Origin of the sequence: Aurantiacibacter hainanensis (assembly GCF_036321025.1) — a bacterium.
Taxonomy (GTDB): Bacteria; Pseudomonadota; Alphaproteobacteria; order Sphingomonadales; family Sphingomonadaceae; genus Alteraurantiacibacter; species Alteraurantiacibacter hainanensis.
In genome coordinates, this window is record NZ_JAZAPB010000001.1 from 1,126,723 (window position 1) to 1,144,561 (window position 17,839).

General features: G+C 66.3%; 19 protein-coding genes. 9 read left to right on the forward strand and 10 right to left on the reverse strand.

Annotated features, from left to right (window positions below; all coding sequences use genetic code 11):
- Positions 1-12 precede the first annotated feature (12 nt).
- The 3 genes from AAA989_RS05670 to nadB all read right to left on the reverse strand — a co-directional run bounded on the left by AAA989_RS05670 (position 13) and on the right by nadB (position 3,774).
- Positions 13-1,035, reverse strand: coding sequence for a methyltransferase (locus tag AAA989_RS05670; protein ID WP_338241746.1), 1,023 nt, complete (start codon positions 1,033-1,035; stop codon positions 13-15).
- A 90-nt stretch (positions 1,036-1,125) separates the two neighbouring features.
- Complete coding sequence (locus AAA989_RS05675) at positions 1,126-2,154, reverse strand: amidohydrolase family protein (protein ID WP_338241747.1); 1,029 nt, start codon at positions 2,152-2,154, stop codon at positions 1,126-1,128.
- A gap of 27 nt (positions 2,155-2,181) precedes the next feature.
- The gene (gene nadB / locus AAA989_RS05680; protein ID WP_338241748.1) at positions 2,182-3,774 is read right to left on the reverse strand and encodes an L-aspartate oxidase; all 1,593 of its coding nucleotides are present in this window, start codon (positions 3,772-3,774) and stop codon (positions 2,182-2,184) included.
- Between the two features lie 186 nt (positions 3,775-3,960).
- Here nadB and AAA989_RS05685 point away from each other — a divergent pair, with 186 nt between their 5' ends.
- Positions 3,961-4,128, forward strand: a complete 168-nt coding sequence (locus AAA989_RS05685) for a hypothetical protein (protein ID WP_338241749.1) — start codon at positions 3,961-3,963, stop codon at positions 4,126-4,128.
- Here AAA989_RS05685 and AAA989_RS05690 read toward each other — a convergent pair.
- Entirely contained in the window at positions 4,125-5,060 is a 936-nt protein-coding gene (locus AAA989_RS05690; protein WP_338241750.1) for an ABC transporter ATP-binding protein, read from the reverse strand. The genes AAA989_RS05685 and AAA989_RS05690 overlap by 4 nt on opposite strands.
- A gap of 56 nt (positions 5,061-5,116) precedes the next feature.
- On the opposite strand from AAA989_RS05690, the gene AAA989_RS05695 reads away from it, so the two are divergent.
- From AAA989_RS05695 to AAA989_RS05705, 3 genes are all read left to right on the forward strand, one after another.
- Positions 5,117-5,371: a zinc-finger domain-containing protein gene (locus AAA989_RS05695; RefSeq protein ID WP_338241751.1), complete on the forward strand. Its 255-nt coding sequence runs from the start codon at positions 5,117-5,119 to the stop codon at positions 5,369-5,371.
- A gap of 72 nt (positions 5,372-5,443) precedes the next feature.
- Positions 5,444-5,851, forward strand: coding sequence for a hypothetical protein (locus AAA989_RS05700; protein WP_338241752.1), 408 nt, complete (start codon positions 5,444-5,446; stop codon positions 5,849-5,851).
- Between the two features lie 5 nt (positions 5,852-5,856).
- Positions 5,857-6,411: a DUF924 family protein gene (locus AAA989_RS05705; protein WP_338241753.1), complete on the forward strand. Its 555-nt coding sequence runs from the start codon at positions 5,857-5,859 to the stop codon at positions 6,409-6,411.
- Here the strand turns inward: AAA989_RS05705 and AAA989_RS05710 are convergent, their stop codons facing one another.
- Genes AAA989_RS05710 through AAA989_RS05720 form a run of 3 tightly spaced genes read right to left on the reverse strand, consistent with a single transcriptional unit; the run spans position 6,412 to position 8,573 of the window.
- Complete coding sequence (locus AAA989_RS05710; RefSeq protein ID WP_338241754.1) at positions 6,412-7,197, reverse strand: hypothetical protein; 786 nt, start codon at positions 7,195-7,197, stop codon at positions 6,412-6,414. It abuts the gene before it with no gap.
- Positions 7,194-7,853 carry an endonuclease III domain-containing protein gene (locus AAA989_RS05715; protein WP_338241756.1) on the reverse strand — a complete coding sequence of 220 codons (660 nt, stop codon included), beginning with the start codon at positions 7,851-7,853 and terminating at the stop codon, positions 7,194-7,196. The genes AAA989_RS05710 and AAA989_RS05715 overlap by 4 nt, the downstream gene beginning before the upstream one ends.
- 6 nt (positions 7,854-7,859) lie before the next feature.
- Positions 7,860-8,573, reverse strand: a complete 714-nt coding sequence (locus tag AAA989_RS05720; protein ID WP_338241757.1) for an endonuclease III domain-containing protein — start codon at positions 8,571-8,573, stop codon at positions 7,860-7,862.
- Between the two features lie 119 nt (positions 8,574-8,692).
- Between AAA989_RS05720 and AAA989_RS05725 the strand changes: the two genes are divergently transcribed.
- From AAA989_RS05725 to AAA989_RS05735, 3 genes are read left to right on the forward strand one after another with little or no spacing between them, the layout of a single operon-like run.
- Complete coding sequence (locus tag AAA989_RS05725) at positions 8,693-9,919, forward strand: MFS transporter (protein WP_338241759.1); 1,227 nt, start codon at positions 8,693-8,695, stop codon at positions 9,917-9,919.
- A complete protein-coding gene (locus AAA989_RS05730) occupies positions 9,919-10,356 on the forward strand; it encodes a hypothetical protein (RefSeq protein ID WP_338241760.1) in 438 nt (145 codons plus the stop codon). Before AAA989_RS05725 ends, AAA989_RS05730 begins: the two co-directional genes overlap by 1 nt.
- Positions 10,296-10,976: a hypothetical protein gene (locus AAA989_RS05735; RefSeq protein WP_338241761.1), complete on the forward strand. Its 681-nt coding sequence runs from the start codon at positions 10,296-10,298 to the stop codon at positions 10,974-10,976. The genes AAA989_RS05730 and AAA989_RS05735 overlap by 61 nt, the downstream gene beginning before the upstream one ends.
- A gap of 7 nt (positions 10,977-10,983) precedes the next feature.
- On the opposite strand, the gene AAA989_RS05740 is transcribed toward AAA989_RS05735, so the two are convergent.
- The 3 genes from AAA989_RS05740 to guaA all read right to left on the reverse strand — a co-directional run bounded on the left by AAA989_RS05740 (position 10,984) and on the right by guaA (position 14,317).
- Positions 10,984-12,141, reverse strand: coding sequence for an alkene reductase (locus tag AAA989_RS05740; protein ID WP_338241762.1), 1,158 nt, complete (start codon positions 12,139-12,141; stop codon positions 10,984-10,986).
- 192 nt (positions 12,142-12,333) lie between these two features.
- Positions 12,334-12,699: a hypothetical protein gene (locus AAA989_RS05745; RefSeq protein ID WP_338241763.1), complete on the reverse strand. Its 366-nt coding sequence runs from the start codon at positions 12,697-12,699 to the stop codon at positions 12,334-12,336.
- 43 nt (positions 12,700-12,742) lie between these two features.
- The gene (gene guaA, locus AAA989_RS05750) at positions 12,743-14,317 is read right to left on the reverse strand and encodes a glutamine-hydrolyzing GMP synthase (RefSeq protein ID WP_338241764.1); all 1,575 of its coding nucleotides are present in this window, start codon (positions 14,315-14,317) and stop codon (positions 12,743-12,745) included.
- 221 nt (positions 14,318-14,538) lie between these two features.
- On the opposite strand from guaA, the gene AAA989_RS05755 reads away from it, so the two are divergent.
- Complete coding sequence (locus AAA989_RS05755; RefSeq protein ID WP_338241765.1) at positions 14,539-14,838, forward strand: hypothetical protein; 300 nt, start codon at positions 14,539-14,541, stop codon at positions 14,836-14,838.
- 414 nt (positions 14,839-15,252) lie between these two features.
- Positions 15,253-17,799: a DNA topoisomerase (ATP-hydrolyzing) subunit B gene (gene gyrB / locus AAA989_RS05760; protein ID WP_338241766.1), complete on the forward strand. Its 2,547-nt coding sequence runs from the start codon at positions 15,253-15,255 to the stop codon at positions 17,797-17,799.
- Positions 17,800-17,839 lie beyond the last annotated feature (40 nt).

Sequence of the window (17,839 nt, forward strand, 5' to 3'; positions counted from 1 at the left end):
GGCGGGATGCTGTCACTTGTAGGCGATGGCCGCGCTGCACGGCCCGGCAAGATGGATCACCTCGGTGCGGGTGAAACCTGCCTCGCTCGCCCATCCGCCAAAGTCGGCGCCCGTGTAATCGAAGGCATCGCCGCCCTCGATCAGCATGTTGAGGCTCATGAGAAGGCCGAACGCGTTCTCGCGCCGGGCATCGTCGATCAGTTGTTCGATGACGATGAATGCGCCGCCTTCGGGCAGGGCGTCATAGGCCTTTCCGATGAGCATCTGCTTGGTCGGCAGGTCCCAGTCGTGCAGGATCATGCCCATCGTGATCACGTCTGCTCGCGGCAGGTCGTCCTTGAAGAAATCGACCACCGCCGTTTCGACCCTGTCGGACAGGCCCGCCGCCGCGATCCTGTCGTGCGCGATGGGCTCCACGGGCGGAAGATCGGCCGTGATGCAACGCATGTGCGGATTGGCGCGGGCGACCGCAATCGCCAGCATCCCCTCTGCCCCGCCGACGTCGCACAGGGTCTGATAGGGGCCGAAATCGAACTTCTCGGCCAGCGCGACGAAGTTGCCGGTGGAAATGCTGCTCATGGCGGCAAGGAACTGTTCCAGCCGCTCGCGGTCGGCATAGAGGCGGTCGAAGATCCCCTCCATGCCGTGGCTCTGTTCGTTCTGCGCTTCGCCGGTTTTCAGAGCGACGTCTAGGTCGCCCCAGAACCGATACAGGCGATCGTGCGCCATCTCCACGAAACCGCCGATGTAGGCCGGGCTCGCCTTGTCCAGGAAGTGCGCGGTTTCGGGCGTGTTGGCATAGAGCGCCTCCGGCCCCTCACCCTCGCGGTCGAGAAAGCCGAGCGCCACCAGCGCGTCGGTAAAGTCGGGCACCGCGCGGGGCGCCAGGCAGAGCCCTTCGCGGATCTGCTCCGCGGTCAGGCGCTTGTCGCCCAGCAGCGTGAACAGCCCGAGCTTGGTGGCGGCTTGCAGGACCCGTGCCGGGCCGAAACCGAAGGTTGTCTGGACGATGCGTTCCGGTGTCAGTTGCGCCATGCGAGCTCCCCTCCCCTCGCGACCCGGTTGAAAGGATGTGCAGCTTTGCCGCCTCGGTCAATCTTCGCCACGGCCGAGCCGCCGCACGGCCTACTCGCCGGACCGGAACGCCTCCAGTTCCGGAGCGAAGAAGCGGGCCGCGTTATCGTGCAGGATGGCGCGCTTCTGCTCGTGCGTCAGGAACGGGGCATCGTTGATCGCGTCGATCCCCTCCCCGATCATGCCGGGCCAGTTCATCTGGTCAGACCCGAACATGATCCGGTCGACAAAACCCGCGTCGACGAGCTCTTTCAGAAAGGCATGATATTCCGCGCGCGTGGCGGCGAGCTGCAGCACGCCGGTGTCCACGTTCAGCTGCGGATAGAGGTAGAGCATCGCCTTGAGATCGTCGACGAAGGGCCAACCGGCGTGCATCAAGTAGACGCGCAGGTTCGGGCGGGTGCGCAGCACTTCCTCGATGGCGAGCGGCGACTGCACGCGAAACTCAGGATAAAGCGCGGGAGCGCCCGGAGGTCCGGGTCCCAGATGCAGCCCGACGGGAATGCCTTTTGCCGCAGCCATGTCCCAATAGGCGGCGAAGGCGGGATCGTCTGCCAGCACGCCCCCATACTGGTTCGTCACTTCGGCCAGCACCTGGAATTCGCCGCGATCGTAGGCGTCGGCAAGCTCGGCCACTGTGGGAGCATCCTCCCAGGTCAGGTTGAACGAGTGTCCGCGCAGGAAAAGCCCCGGCGCCGCCGCGGCCCATTGCGCAAAGTCGTCCTGCCGCGAGCTGAGAATGGCGATCGCGTCATGCTCCTCGAGCTGCGCGATTGTCTGCTCGCGCACCTCGGCGTCGGTGGCCGGGCCGCGGATCGGATCAGCGCATGTCGGGTTCTGCGCTATTCGGGTCATCTCTGCCGGCCAGGGCGGACTGCCCGTATAGCGCAGGTCGGCTGCCAGACCCGGGCACACCGCATTCGGGGCCGGACCGTTGTCCTGCGCCCCGGCAGCGTGCAGGTGCACGTCGATCACGGGCCCGGTATAGGAGCGAGTTCGCTCGCCGTCCTGCGCGGCCGCAGGGCAACTGAGGGAAAGGGCCACCAGGAAGGCGGCCACCGCGGACAAGGTCTTGTGCATCGAAACGCCCCTTCTTGCGGGCGAAGATTATGGCACCAGCACGGTGTCGCGCGCAACCTCGTCCATCTCGGGATAATCGAGGATGTAGTGCAGCCCACGGCTCTCGTGGCGGCGCAGCGCGCTCTGCACGATCAGGTCGGCGCACTGGTGCAGGTTGCGCAGTTCGATGAGGTCGGTCGTCACGCGGAAATGACCGTAATAGTCGTCGATCTCACTCGCCAGCAGGTCGATGCGGTGCTTGGCGCGCTCCAGCCGCTTGGTGGTGCGCACGATGCCGACGTAGTTCCACATCATGCGCCGGATCTCGGTCCAGTTCTGCTTGATGACCACTTCCTCGTCGGAATCGGTCACGCGGCTCTCGTCCCATTCGCGGATTGCGGGCGGAGCCTCGAACCCGTCCCAGTGCGCCATGATGTCGCGCGCCGCCGCCTCGCCGAAAACGAAGCATTCCAGCAGCGAGTTAGACGCCAGGCGGTTGGCCCCGTGCAGGCCGCTCTCGGTGCATTCGCCCGCGGCGTACAGGCCGGGCAGGTCGGTGCGCCCGTCAAGGTCGATCACCACGCCGCCGCAGGTATAGTGCTGCGCGGGCACCACCGGGATCGGGCCTGTCGTCATGTCGATGCCGAGGCCGAGCAGCTTCTCGTGGATCGTGGGGAAGTGCTCCTTCACGAATTCGGGCGGCAGGTGGCTGATGTCGAGGTGCACGTAGTCGAGGCCGAAACGCTTGATCTGGTCGTCGATGGCGCGGGCCACCACGTCGCGCGGGGCCAGTTCCATGCGCTCGGGGTCGTAATCCTCCATGAAGCGGTGGCCGGTCTCGGGGTGGAACAGCCGCCCGCCCTCGCCGCGCACCGCTTCCGTAACAAGGAAGTTCTTGACCTCCAGGTTGTAGAGGCAGGTGGGGTGGAACTGCATCATCTCCATGTTGGAAACCCGCGCCCCCGCGCGCCAGGCCATGGCGATGCCGTCCCCCGTCGCTCCGCGCGGGGCGGTGGAGAACTGGTAGACGCGGCCCGCCCCGCCCGCCGCCATGATCGTGGCGCGCGCGGTGTGGGCTTCCACCTTGCCGGTGGCGGTATCCAGCGCATAGGCGCCCCAGACCCGGCCCGACCCCGAATACTTCTGCTCGTGCCTGCCGGTAATCAGGTCGATGCAGGTGCGATCGGGCAGCAGGGTGATGTTGGGATTTTCCTCCGCCGCCTTCAGCAGCGCCGCCTGCACCGCCCAGCCGGTGGCGTCGTTCACGTGGACGATGCGGCGATGCGAATGGCCGCCCTCGCGGGTCAGGTGCAGGTCGCCGCTCTCGCGGTTGAACGGCACGCCCAGCTCGCTCAGCCGGTCGATCGCGGCCGGCGCGCGCTCGATCACGAATTCCACCGTCTCGCGGTCGTTCAGGCCCGCGCCCGCCACCATGGTATCGCGGACATGATCGTCGAAGGTGTCGCCGGCATCCAGCACCGCCGCGATGCCCCCTTGCGCCCAGGCTGTGGAGCCGCTGGTCAGCTTTCCCTTGGCCAGCACCAGCACGCGGTGCCGCGTTGCCAGGGTAAGCGCAGCCGTAAGTCCGGCAGCGCCCGAGCCGATGACGAGTACGTCATGATCTGTCGAATGGGCATCCATCGCCGCTTCCCTTGCCCGCTGCACGGGGCCGCCGCAAGGCAAAGCGGTGACACGGGCGTTACAGGCCTGAAATCATTGTGCTTGCCAAGGACGCGCCGGCGTGAAATGCTGCACTGCAATAACGAAAATCTCTCGCGTTGCCACCGGGGGGAGTGGACAGCAGCCTGCCAGGAAGGAGGCGGCCCGTTGCTCGATTCCCTTTTGTGTCTCGTGAACCGTCACCGGCCCGCCGACAGGCGCGCCGACTGGAACGGGGAAACCTTCGTCAGCCGTTGCGGCACCTGTCACCAGCCGATCCGCCGCGCGGGCAAGGGTCGCTGGATCGTGGGCGGGAAGCCGAAAGCGGAAAACTAGGCCGCGCTGCCGGTCAGCTGCACGAACACGTCCTCCAGGTCCGCCTCGCGCGTCGACACGTCCTCGATGGCAAAACCATGCTGCTGCACCAGGCCCAGCACCTGGCCCGCGGTCATTTCGCCGGTGTCGTAGGTGATTTCGATCACCCGGTCGCCCACCGTCTCGATCTTGCGGAAGCGCGGGTCTGCAGGAATGTCCGTCGCGTCGCGGTCGACGCTCACGGTCACGATCTTCTCGCCCATCATACCCACCAGCTCGCGCGTGGGCTTGTTGGCGATCAGCTCGCCGTGGTTGATGATGGCGATGCGCTCGCACAGTTCCTCGGCCTCTTCGAGGTAATGCGTGGTCAGCACGACGGTCACGCCCTCGGCGTTGAGCTCGTTCACCAGTTCCCACAACTGCTTGCGCAGTTCCACGTCGACGCCGGCGGTCGGCTCGTCCAGCACCAGGATGGGCGGAGAATGCACCATCGCCTTCGCAATCAGCAGCCGCCGCTTCATTCCGCCCGACAGCGTGCGGGCATAGGCGTTGCGCTTGTCTTCCAGGCGCACGGCCTTCAGCAGTTCTTCCGAACGGCGCAGCGCCTTGGCAATGCCGTAGAAGCCGCCCTGGTTCTCCAGCACCTCGAACGGGGTGAAGAACGGATCGAAGACGATTTCCTGCGGCACGATGCCGATGTTCAGCTTGGCGTTGCGGTGATCGACGTCGATATCGTGACCCCAGATCTTCACCGTGCCGCCGGTCTTGTTCACCAGGCCGGCCATGATGTTGATAAGGGTGGACTTGCCCGCGCCGTTCGGCCCCAGCAGGCCGAACACGCTGCCCTGCGGCACGTCGAAACTCACGCCCTTCAGCGCCAGCTTGGGCGGTTCGTCGCCCGCTCCGGCATATTCCTTCACGAGGTCGCGGATTTCGATTGCAGCATCGGCCATGGGGCACGCCCTTAGGGGCTTTTCCAGCCCGCCGTAAAGCGATAGGAGCATCGCCCATGGATCACGTACCCGAAACCACCATCGTCGATACCGTCCGCGTCTGGTGCGACGGCGCAGGAGACATCCGCGGCGGCGAGAACTACAAGCCCGCCAGCCTGGGCCATCCCCGCGTCTACATGCAGATCGACGAGAAGGGCTATGTCGACTGCGGCTATTGCGACCGGCGCTTCATCCTCGAAGGCGGCCCGGCCGACGACGGCAACGTGCCCGACGCGGCCCTCGATGCGGCGCCCGACGGCACCGGGGTCTGACGGCAGAACAAAAGGCGGTCATTTGCGGTTCATCGGCCTGGGTGTATTCCTGTAGGCCTAAGGAGATTCGCCATGATCAAAACGCTTGCCATTTCTACTGCGGTCGCCGCGATGGCGCTGGCCGCTCCCGCCACTGCACAGGACCGTGAGGAACGCTCGGAACGCGCGTTCGCCGAGCTGGTCGAAGGCCGCGTCGCCGGTGAGGCACGCAGCTGCATCAACACCTTCCGGACCAACCGCCTGCGCGTCGAAGAGAACGTGGGCCTCGTCTACGAGCAGGGTGACACGCTGTGGGTCGCGCGTGCGCGCAACCCGCAGAACCTCGACCACTGGGACGTGCCGATCATCGAACGTATCGGCTCGCAGCTGTGCAACACCGACGTGACCCGGACGATCGACCGCGGATCGGGGATGTTCAGCGGCGTCCTCTTCCTCGACGATTTCGTGCCCTACACGAAGGCTGATTCGGCAGAAGGCTGACCGGCATGGCCCTGGCCAGCAGGCCATGGGCCGCCGAACTGCTGCATTTCTGGTTTCACGAACTGACCCCGCCCGACTGGTGGGACGGAAACGAGAAACTCGACAGCGAACTCGAGAAGCGCTTCCGGCGAGAGCTGGAGGCGCTTTTCTCTTGCCCGCCCTCCAGCTTTCTCGAAACACCGCAGATCGCGCTGGCCGCAGTGCTGCTGTTCGACCAGGTGCCGCGCAACGTCTTTCGCGGCAGCGCCCGCGCCTACGCTACCGATCCGCTGGCTCGGGCCATCACCCACGGCGCGCTGGCCCGCGGCTACCTGCCGCTTCTCGAGCGCCGGCAACGCCAGTTCCTGGTCATGCCGCTGATGCACAGCGAGGCGATTGCCGACCATCTGCTGAGCCTGCAGCTGTTCGCCCGCATCGATGGCGGCGCGAACCTCTCCTTCGCCCGCTCCCATTACCGCATGATCGCCCGCTTCGGACGCTACCCGCACCGCAACAAGGTGCTGGGCCGCACCTCGACCCCGGCGGAAAAGCGCGCGGTGGAGTCGGGATTCGCCTGGTAGCTACTTCGGCTTCACCAGTTTCGCCGGGCGCGACCTCTGCGCGTCGGAGAACAGGCCGTAGGTGCGATTGACGTAGTTGGAGACGTCGATGATCGAATCGAGATAGCTTTCCAGCTCTTCGGTCATTTCCTGTTCCACCAGCCGCACGCGCGCGCCGGGGTTCTCGGTCTCGAAATGGACGTAGAACCACGGGTCTCCGCGCTTCAGCTTCAGCGGCTTGGACAGGTCGTACCATTCGAAGGCCCAGGCCAGCGGACGCGGCCAGATGTGGACGGGAAAGCGCCCGCCCATCTGCACGCCGGGGCGCTGCTCCGGAAACCAGTGCAGGTGCGGCGCGGTCTGCACCACCCAGCACGGCTCGTCCGCCACGAACACGTAGGGGGCGGTGAACTGGATGATCGGGCGTTCCGGGTGACGCCACTCGCTAGCCGGCTGCATCTGGAACAGGTTGGCGCGGCCCTGCGGGCGCATGCCCGATTTCTCGCCGTTGTTGTCCATCAGCGTCAGCTGTCCCTGCGGGTTCCTGCCGAACGCCAGTTCGATATCGACCGGGCAGGGAATCACGAAATGCCGCCGGTCGAAATCGATCGCCGCCGGGCACGCCTGGATGGACTTGGCACTGGTGGCCTTGGGGTCGGAGCGGCTGAAACTGGTAGGCGGCGCCCAGATCGAGCCTCCCTTGGCATCCCACTTCACGGTCCACCCGACCGTCACGGTGCGCGACTTGCCGCGCCCCTCGGCCTCGGCAGCACCGGCATCCTCGGCAAAATAATCATCCCAGCTCATGCATTCTCCTCGCCCAGGGCGGCGTAATATTCGCACAGGTCGCTGACAGGACACACCTCGCACCGGGGCGAGCGCGCCTTGCACACCTGCTTGCCGAACTGGATTAGCCAGAAGTGGCCGTCGCGCATAGCCCAGCGGGGCGATCGCTCCTCCAGTTGCTGCGCGGTCCTGTCCGCAACCTTGGCCTGCGTCAGGCCGATGCGGCTGCACACGCGGTGGACGTGGGTATCCACCGCGATCACGTCCTTCCCGAAGGTGAAGCTCATCACGATGTCGGCACACTTGCGCCCAATGCCGGGCAACGCCAGCAGCCCCTCGCGACTGTCGGGCACGACCCCGCCATGCTCGGCCAGCAGCACTTCGCAGAAACGCCGGATGTTGCGCGCCTTCATGTTGTAGAGGCCGCAGGGCCGGATCGCTTGCGCCACCTGCTCGTCGGACAGCGCCAGCATGGCCTCCGGCGTTTTCGCCAAGGCGAACAGCGCCTTCGTGGCCGCGGCCGTGTTGCGGTCCAGCGACTGGGCGGACAGCATGCAGGAAATGCAGGACCGGAAGGCATCGGGCTGCCCCTTCGGCCCTTTCGCGCCAAGTGTGCGGCCGGGCATCGCGCGCGAAAGGCGCCTGTAGACCTCCTCCACCTCGCGTTCGTCCAGCATGACGGATCAGCGCACCGGCTCTATCGCGGTTCCGGTGTCGCAGTCGGGATGGATCGGGCAGGCCGTGCAATGCGGACGCGCCGGGCGGCAGTGCACCTGCCCCAGCCGCTTCACCAGCAGGTGAAGTTCGTCGATGTCGGCGGCGCTCCATTCCTCGGGCAGCAGCGGCATCAGCGCGGTGTAGGTGCGGGCGGTATCGGCGCGCGGCGGGACGAGCCCCGTGCGCTGCATTACCCGGCGGTGGTGCCCGTCGATCACCAGCTGGCGGCGGGCGAACACGCTGGTGTTCATCACCCCTGCCGCAATCTTGCGGCCGACGCCGGGCAGCGCTTCCAGCCAGGCCATCGCCTCTTCGTCGGGCAGGTTGGAAAGGTGCCGCAGGCCCACCGCGCCGCGCTCCGCCACAATGGCGGCAAGGCAGGCCCGCACCCGCTCCGCCGCGACGGAGGGGAAGGTCTGCTCGGCCAGCACCTGCTGCACGGCGGGCAGGTCGGCCTCGGCCACGGCCTCCCACGATCCGAACCGGGCCAGCAGCGCATCGGTGGAGGCGTTGGAGATCGCCGTCTTGGTCTGCGCGCCGATCACGCCCTGCACCAGCGTCCACACCGGGTCGCGGCGCTTGTCGTCCGGCCTCTCGATCCGCCCGAACGCGGCCATCAGCGCCGCGTGGATGCGCGCCAGCTGCGCCGTGCGAGGATCGGGGCCGATGGGCAGTTCCATCGCCTTTGCCTGCCATCCCCCCGCGACGATGGCCAGCGGGCATTGCCCCGCGCTTCGGCCATGGCCGCTTGACGGAGCTGGGGACGGGCGGCAATCTTTGCCGCGGGGAGAGGACGAGGATGGGCACTACACGGGGTTACGAGCTGCGCGTCGTGCTGCTCCTGGGGCTGGCCTACGGCTTCGCCTATTTCGATCGCATGGCGCTGACCTTCGTCTCGCCCTTCGTGATCGCGGACCTGGGCCTCAGCAATTTCGAAGTCAGCGCGCTGGGCGCGGGCCTTTCGGCGACCTGGGCACTGGGCGCGCTGGTGTTCGGCCTGTTGAGCGACCGGATGGGGCGCAGGAAGCCCTTCCTGCTCGTGGCGATGGTGGTGTTCTCGCTCTGCTCGATAATGTCCGGCCTGTCACAGGGCTTCTGGCAGCTGTTCGCCTCGCGCGTCGTCATGGGCGCGGCGGAAGGGCCGTTCCTGCCGATCTGCCTTGCCATCATCATCGCCGCCAGCGCGGAGAAGCGCCGGGGCCTGAACGCGGGCATCGTGCAGAACGTGTTCGGCGCGGTCATGGGCACCGCCATCGCGCCGATCGTGCTGGTCGCCATCGCCGAGGAATGGAGCTGGCGCGCGGCCTTCCTGGTGGCGGGCGTGCCGGGCCTGATCCTGGCGGTGCTGATCTGGCGACTGATCGACGAACCCGAAGGCGTGCCCGGCAACGATGCCGCGCCCAAGACGCTGGGCCTGAAACTGCTGCGCGAGCGCAACATCTGGCTGTGTTCGCTGATCTCCTGCCTGCTGGTGGGCTGGGTCGTCGTCGGCTCGATCTTCTACCCCCTCTACCTCGTCGGTCCGCGCGCACTGGAGCCTGCGACCATGGCCACGGTGATGGCCGCGCTGGGCTTGTGCCCCGCCATTGGCGGCGTGCTGGTGACGTGGATCTCCGACCGGGTGGGACGCCGTCCGCCGCTGATCGGCTTCTCCTTGCTGATGGCGACCAGTCCCATGGTCATGCTGTGGTTCGACGGGTCGATGGCGCTGTTCACCGCCCTGCTGTTCGTCGGCTGGATCGGCATGGGCGTGTTCCCGCTGTTCATGGGCGTGATCCCGGGAGAGACACTGGGTCGCGGGCTTGCGGCCACCGCAATGGGTCTGGTGGTCTGCATCGGCGAACTGACCGGCGGCGTGTTCGCTCCGCTGGTGGCGGGCTGGCTGGCCGACACGGCGGGCCTCGACCTGCCCATGCTCATCATGATCGGCCTCGCCCTTACGGCGGCGGTGGTTTCGCTGGGTCTCAGGGAAAGCAATCCCGCCGTGCTGCGGCGACAAGGCGCGCTGGAAGGGGAGTTTGCATAGTGGCCATGCGGCTGGCGGTCTGGTGGGTGCGGCTGATCTACGCCGCGTGGATGGTGCCCGCCGGGCTCAACCATTTCATCCGCCTCTATCCGCAGCCCGGCGGCGCCAATCCGCTCAGCGATGGCGTGTTCACCGCACTGCTCGATTCCGGCCTGTTCACGCTGGTGAAGGCGGTGGAACTGCTGGCCGGGCTGATGCTGCTGTTCGGCGTGCGCGTGCCGCTGGCGCTGGTGATGGTGCTGCCGATCAGTTTCACGGTCTGGTACTGGGATACAGAGCTCCAGGGGTGGTGGAGCGTCTCCGCCGTCTATGGCTGGGCAATCCTCTCGTGCAACCTGTTCCTGCTCTACGCCTACCGCGATCGCTACGCGGCGATGTGGGACGAATCCGTCTCGCCGAACTGGCCATGGGCATCGCGGGCCGGGGCGCAGCCATGATGCGCCCGCTCGACATGCTGCGTTTGGCGCTCGGCTTCATCATGGTGCCCACCGCGCTCGCCTATTTCCTGCCCGACCTGCTGCCGTTCGTGCGGGTGGCCACGTGGGAGGCGCCGATGAGCCTGCGGCTGATGGGCCAGCTCGATGCCAGCGGGCTGCTGGCGGGGGCGAAGTTCATCCAGCTGGCCGGCGGTCTGGCATTGCTGCTCAACCGCGCCGTGCCGTTCGCGCTGGCGGCGATGCTGTGCGTGAACGTGTGCGGCGCATTCGTGGCCGTCCTGGTCGAGGGCGAGCCACTGCTGGCGACGATGGCGCTGGGCGTGCTGGCGCTGAATGTCCTGCTGATGTTCGCCTGGCTGCCCGCCTATGCCGGCGTGCTGGCCGGCGACGCTGCGGCCGACGGCGAAACGGCGCAGCCGGGAGAGCGCTACGAGAGCCTGTTCGTCAACCCGCTCTCGGGCGCCAGCCGAAGGGCGGTGCTGATCGGCGCGATACCGCTGGCGGGCGCGCTCGCGTTCTACTGGTGGGTGGTTCCATTCGCCAACGGCACTACCGGCCTCGCGGTGCTCGCCATACCGGCCCTGGTACTGGCCACGGCCTTCTGGCGAGCACCCGGCTAGAGATCGCTCACCTGGCCTGCAGCGGATCGTTCGTCCGCGCCAGGCTGGGATAGTCGACGTAGCCCGCTGCTCCGCCACCGTAAAAGGTATCGCCATCGGCCTCGTTGTATGGGCCGCCGTTGGCGATACGCGTCGGCAGGTCCGGGTTGGCGATGAACAGGCGACCGAACGCCGCGGCATCGGCCCAGCCTTCCGTGATCCAGTGCGCGGCATCCTCTGGCGAGAGGTTGCCGTTCACCACGAAGGGCCCATCGAAGGTTTCGCGCATGGCGTGGATTACCTTGTCGCCTTCGGAGCGTTCGCCGGCGACGCCACCGTGGTCTGTGGCGCGCACCACGTGCAGGTAGGCAAGGCCGCGCCCGGCCAACACCCTCGCGGCGGCAGGATAGGTCTCGCCGGGTTCGGCATCGCTGCTGCCGCCGGGTCCTCCGATCGGGGTGAGACGCACGCCGATGCGGCCGGCAGGCAGCACTTCGGCAAGGGCGTCGACCACCTCGCCCAGCAGACGCGTGCGGTTTTCCAGCGATCCGCCATACCGGTCGGTGCGCTTGTTGACCGAACTGCGCAGGAACTGGTCGATCAGGTAGCCATTGGCGGCGTGCAGCTCCACGCCGTCGAAGCCGGCGCGCGCGGCCATGCGCGCGGCATTGCGATAGTCGTCCAGCAGGGCCGGGATCTCGTCCTCGCGCAGGGCGCGGGCCTTCTCGTGCGGAACCATCGGGCCGTCGGGATGATAGTCGCCGACGAAGGCCTGCCCCTCGGGCGTCCATTCGCTGGACGAAACCGGCGCGCCGCCATCGGGCTGGAACACCGGGTGGCTGATGGCGCCCACGTGCCACAACTGCACGAAGATGCGTCCGCCCGCGTCGTGCACGGCGTCCGTCACCAGCTTCCAGCTGTCGGCCTGCTCCTCCGTGTAGATGCCGGGCGTCCAGGCGTATCCCTGTCCCTGCTGGCTGATCTGCGTCGCCTCCGAAACGATGAGCCCCGCCCCTGCTCGCTGGGCGTAGTAGAGCGCGTGCAGCGGGGTCTGCAGATGCCCGTCCTTCTCCGACCTCGCGCGTGTAAGCGGGGCCATGACAATGCGATTGGGAAGAGTGATGTCGCCGAGCTCGAGGCTGTCGAAAAGCGGGGCGGTGGGGGATTGGGGATCGTGGAGAGACATAGGGAAATGCTCCGTGAGAGAGGTTTCATTCGCAACCGGCAAGTTCGGTCGCGCGTTCCCCCGTCGCCAGCTAGCTATTCTTTAGCCCGCTCCAGAAACCGTTTTCAACGCCACCGCGCCTCAATCGAGCGAGGCGAACCGCTCCACGAAGCCTTGCGCCTCCTTGCGGAGCCTCGCGTTCCCTGCTGCGAATTACGTCCTGCTTCGCGTGGTAAGCCCTGCCAGCAATGCGCCCGCGGCCCCGCCCGCCAGTTTCAGGCCATGGTTGACCCATGCCATCAACGGAAACTCCTGCTGTCCGGCAAGGACTGTCGGCAGGGACAGGGCGTAATAGAACAGCGTGCCGACGATCCCGACAGCGAGGCCGACGGCCAGGCGATTGCCCGGTGCCGGTCGTGCCGCCCAGAAACCGCCGAGGGCGAACAGGACGAAGGCCACGGCCAGCCCTTCGGGCTTGTAACCGATCAGATCCTCGGTCGCGAGGTAGAAGACGTAGACCGCGTAGAGCAGCTCCACCGCGATGCCCGCGATGACGATCCTTGCCCAGATTCTCCCCATGCTTTCCTCCCCCTGGTCTGCTGCGGCTCTCACGCCGCCGGGATCATTCCCATTCGATCGTGCCCGGCGGCTTCGACGTGTAATCGTACACCACGCGGTTGATGCCCTGCACCTCGTTCACGATCCGCGTCGCGGTGCGGGTGAGGAATTCAGCGGGGAAGGGATAGACGTCCGCCGTCATCCCGTCGGTGCTGGTCACGGCGCGCAGGCCGCACACGCTGTCGTAGGTGCGGTGGTCGCCCATCACGCCCACGGTCTTCACCGGCAGCAGGACGGCGAAGGCCTGCCAGATCGCGTCGTAGAGGCCCGCGTTGCGGATTTCCTCGAGGTAGATGGCATCGGCCTTGCGCAGGATGTCGCAGCGTTCCTTGGTCACTTCGCCGGGTATCCGGATGGCGAGACCCGGGCCGGGGAAAGGATGGCGACCGACGAAGGCATCGGGCAGTCCCAGCTCGCGGCCAAGATCGCGCACCTCGTCCTTGAACAGCTCGCGCAGCGGCTCCACCAGCTGCATGTTCATGCGCTCGGGCAGACCGCCCACGTTGTGGTGACTCTTGATTGTCACGCTCGGCCCGCCGGTGAAGGATACGCTCTCGATAACGTCGGGATAGAGCGTGCCCTGCGCGAGGAAATCGGCCCCGCCGATCTTGCGCGCCTCTTCCTCGAACACGTCGATGAAGGTCTTGCCGATGAACTTGCGCTTCTTTTCCGGGTCGGTTTCGCCCGCGAGGCCGGTCATGAACATCTCTTCGGCGTCCACGTGGACGAGCGGGATGTTGTAGTGTCCCTTGAACAGCGAGACGACCTGCTCGGCCTCGCCCTGGCGCATCAGGCCGTGGTCCACGAACACGCAGGTCATCTGTTCGCCGATCGCCTCGTGAATGAGGACGGCGGCCACGGCGGAATCGACGCCGCCGGAGAGGCCGCAGATCACCTTGCCGTCACCCACCTGCTCGCGGATCTCGGCGATCTTGGTGGCGCGGAATTCGGCCATGGTCCAGTCGCCCGCCAGCCCGCACACGTGCCGCGCGAAATTGGACAGCAGCCTGCCGCCATCGGGGGTGTGCACCACTTCCGGGTGGAACTGCGTGCCGTAGAACTTGCGCTTTTCGTCGGCAATCACCGCGAAGGGCGCGCCGTCGCTGGTGGCGACGATCTCGAACCCGTCGGCAAACTGCGTCACCTTGTCGCCGTGGCTCATCCACACCTGGTGCCGCTCGCCCACCTGCCACAGGCCGTCGAACAATGCGCAGTCGGCGGTCACGGTAAGGAAGGCACGGCCGAATTCGCCGCCCTCGCCGGTTTCGTGGCCGGGGCGCACTTCGCCGCCCAGCTGGTGCGTCATGACCTGCTGGCCGTAGCAGATGCCAAGGATCGGCACGCCCGCCTCGAACAGGAACTGCGGCGCGCGGGGGCTGCCCTCGTCAGGCACGCTGGCGGGGGAGCCCGAGAGGATGATGCCCTTGGGATTGAGCCGCTCGAAGGCCTCCTCGGCCTGCGTGAAAGGCGCGATCTCGGAATAGACGCCCGCTTCGCGCACGCGGCGTGCGATCAGCTGCGTTACCTGGCTGCCGAAATCGACGATGAGGATGGAATCGGGGAGATGGTCTGCCTGCATGAGCGCGCATTGCCCAAACGACGCGCCCAAGTCCAGCGCCGGGCGGCCTGCATCGACGTAAAGGCCCGTTCGCGATTGTGAAAATCTCGCCGATGCGAAAACCGCAACGTCTGTCGCCCTTTTCGCACTTGCACAATTAATGCTGCAGGTGCACAAAAATGGCGGAAGTCGAGGATGTCCTGAACCCGTGAACGCTAGTTCAGATCAGGAGTATAGTCGCCATGAAGACCATTCGCCTCTCCGCCTTTTGCCTGGCCCTGATGGCCGCTACCCCGGCCTTTGCCCAGTCCTCCTTCGTGATGATCCTGGGCGAAGCCCCGAGCGTCACTGAGCGGAGCGAATCCGCACCGGCCAGCCGCGAGCAGCAGATCGAAAGCGCTGTCGAGGAAGCCTGCGTGCGCCCGGTGGGCCGCGACCTGAAGGCGCACATGCTCTACCGAGAGTGCAAGGCCATCCTCGGGGCAGAGATCGCCGAGGCGGACACCACGGTTCGCGCCCCAATCCAGCTCGCCGCCCGCTAGAGGCCTTCCCCCTACCAACACCGTTTCGCGAAATGATCGGCAATGTTGCGTAAAACGCAACACTTGTCGATTATTTCGCATTTGCAAAATTATCGTTCCCCGGCCATCTGGCGCGCAACGACGCCGGGCGCGGCTTTGTTCGCCTTTCCAGACGGGCGAGGTAACCTGTCCGCCCCGCGCTGCGAAAACACGAAGACCCCTTGGGCCCGGGAACCTCCTCTCCCCCCTTCCCCGTTTCCGGGCCTTTCATGTGGCCGCCCCTCCCCAAGGGGCGGCCATTCTTGTTTCCGCGACAGCCGCAATCTCCGGACATGAGGCCCTGCCGCGCCGCCCCCTTTCGGTAAGCCGTGGAAAAGCGGGCCGCCAGGGGTCCGCAGCCTTCCGCACGGGGCGCGCAATGCCTATATGATCGATATGGACAATACCCCCGAAGAAACGCCCAAGACTCCCCCTGCAAATGCCCGCCGCAACGGCGAATACGGTGCCGAGAGCATCAAGGTGCTGAAAGGGCTCGATGCCGTGCGAAAGCGGCCCGGCATGTACATCGGCGATACCGATGACGGATCGGGACTGCACCACATGGTTTTCGAAGTGTCCGACAACGCCATCGACGAGGCGCTGGCCGGGCACTGCGACCTGGTGCTGATCGAGCTCAACCCCGATGGCAGCGTCTCGGTGGAGGATAACGGCCGCGGGATTCCGGTGGACATCCACAAGGAAGAAGGCGTGTCCGCAGCGGAGGTCATCATGACCCAGCTGCACGCCGGCGGGAAGTTCGAGAACACCAGCGACGACAATGCCTACAAGGTCTCGGGCGGTCTGCACGGCGTGGGCGTTTCCGTGGTGAACGCCCTTTCCGAATGGCTGGAGCTGCGCGTGTGGCGCAACGGGCGTGAGCACTGGATGCGCTTCGAGCTCGGCAACGCCGTGGAACCCTTGCGCGAGGTGGGCGACGCACCGCCGGTGGAAAGCAACGGCGACGAGGACGGCCTCAAGAAAGGCACCCGCGTCACCTTCAAGGCCAGCGAAGAGACGTTCAAGAACGTCACCGATTTCGATTTCGACAAACTGGAGCATCGCTATCGCGAACTCGCCTTCCTCAATTCCGGCGTGCGCATCCTGCTGCGCGACAAGCGGCACGAGGAAGTGGAGGAGCACGACCTGTTCTACGAGGGCGGCATCGCGGCCTTCGTGAAGTGGCTCGATCGCAACAAGGCGCCACTGGTGCCCGAACCCATTTCCGTCTCCGCCGAGAAGGACGGCACCGGCATCGACGTGGCGCTGGAATGGAACGATTCCTACTACGAGAACGTGCTGTGCTTCACCAACAACATCCCGCAGCGTGACGGCGGCACCCACCTCGCCGCCTTCCGCGCCGCGCTCACCCGCACGCTCAACAACTACGCCAACGCCACAGGCCTGCTAAAGAACGCCAAGGTCACGCTTTCGGGCGAGGACATGCGCGAGGGCCTGACCGCGATCGTCTCGGTGAAGCTGCCCGATCCCAAGTTCGGCTCGCAGACCAAGGACAAGCTCGTCTCCTCCGAAGTGCGTCAGCCGCTGGAAAGCCTGATGGGCGAGAAGATGACCGAGTGGCTGGAGGAAAATCCCGCCGACGCCAAGGCCATCATCGGCAAGATCATCGATGCCGCCGCCGCCCGCGAAGCCGCGCGCAAGGCGCGCGAGATGAGCCGCAAGGGCGCGATGAGCGTCGCCAGCCTGCCGGGCAAGCTGTCCGACTGCCGAGAACGCGATCCTGCCAAGAGCGAGATCTTCCTCGTCGAGGGTGACTCCGCCGGCGGCTCCGCCAAGAGCGGGCGCGATTCCAAGTACCAGGCGATCCTGCCGCTGAAGGGCAAGATCCTGAACGTGGAACGCGCGCGCTTCGACCGGATCATCAGTTCCAAGGAAGTCGGCACGCTGATCCAGGCCATGGGCACGGGTCTTCGCGACGAGTTCGACCTGGAAAAGCTGCGCTACCACAAGATCGTGATCATGACCGACGCCGACGTCGACGGCGCGCACATCCGCACGCTGCTGCTCACCTTCTTCCACCGCCAGATGCCCGAGATCATCAAGGCCGGGCACCTGTTCATCGCCCAGCCGCCGCTGTTCAAGGTCGCCAAGGGCAAGAGCGAGGTCTACCTGAAGGACCAGGGCGCGCTGGATCGCTACCTGGTGGAGAACGGCCTGCAGGGCCGCGTGCTGGAAACACACCAGGGCGCACGATCGGGCGCCGACCTGGCCGACCTGGTGGATAAGGCGCTGCAGCTCAAGAACCTGCTGGCTTTCGCCCCCCGCAAGTACGATTCCGCCGTGATCGAGGCCATGGCCATGGCCGGCGCGCTGGAGCCGGACCTCACCCCGGCCCAGCGTGACGAGCGACTCACCCATGCGGCAGGCCAGATGCAGCTGAGCGATCCGGAAGCCGACTGGTCCGCGCGCACTACCGAAAACGGCGACGTGCGTTTCGACCGCGTGTGGCGCGGCGTGACCGACGTGCACCTGATCGAGGCCAAGTTCCTCGACAGCGCGGAGGCGCGCAAGCTTAACACCCGCGGCATCGCTCAGGCCGAAACCTACGCGCAGCCCGCCCGCCTGGTGAAGAACGCCAGCGGAGAGGCCCAGCCGGTGGAGGACAACGCCGAGGAAACCGACGCAGACAGCCCGGCCTTCGATCCCGAGACCGCGATCACCCGCCCCAGCCAGCTGCTGGATGCCGTGCTGACGGCGGGTCGCAAGGGCCTCTCGGTCAGCCGCTACAAGGGTCTTGGCGAAATGAATGCCGAGCAGCTGTGGGAGACCACGCTCGACCCCGAGAACCGCGAGCTGCTGCAGGTGAAGGTGGAAGACGCCGACGTTACCGACGAGATCTTCACCCGCCTGATGGGCGACGTGGTGGAGCCGCGCCGCGAGTTCATCCAGGAAAATGCCCTCAATGTCGCCAACCTCGATGTCTGATACCGTCATCTAACCCGCCGATCGTAACCGTCGTCCATGC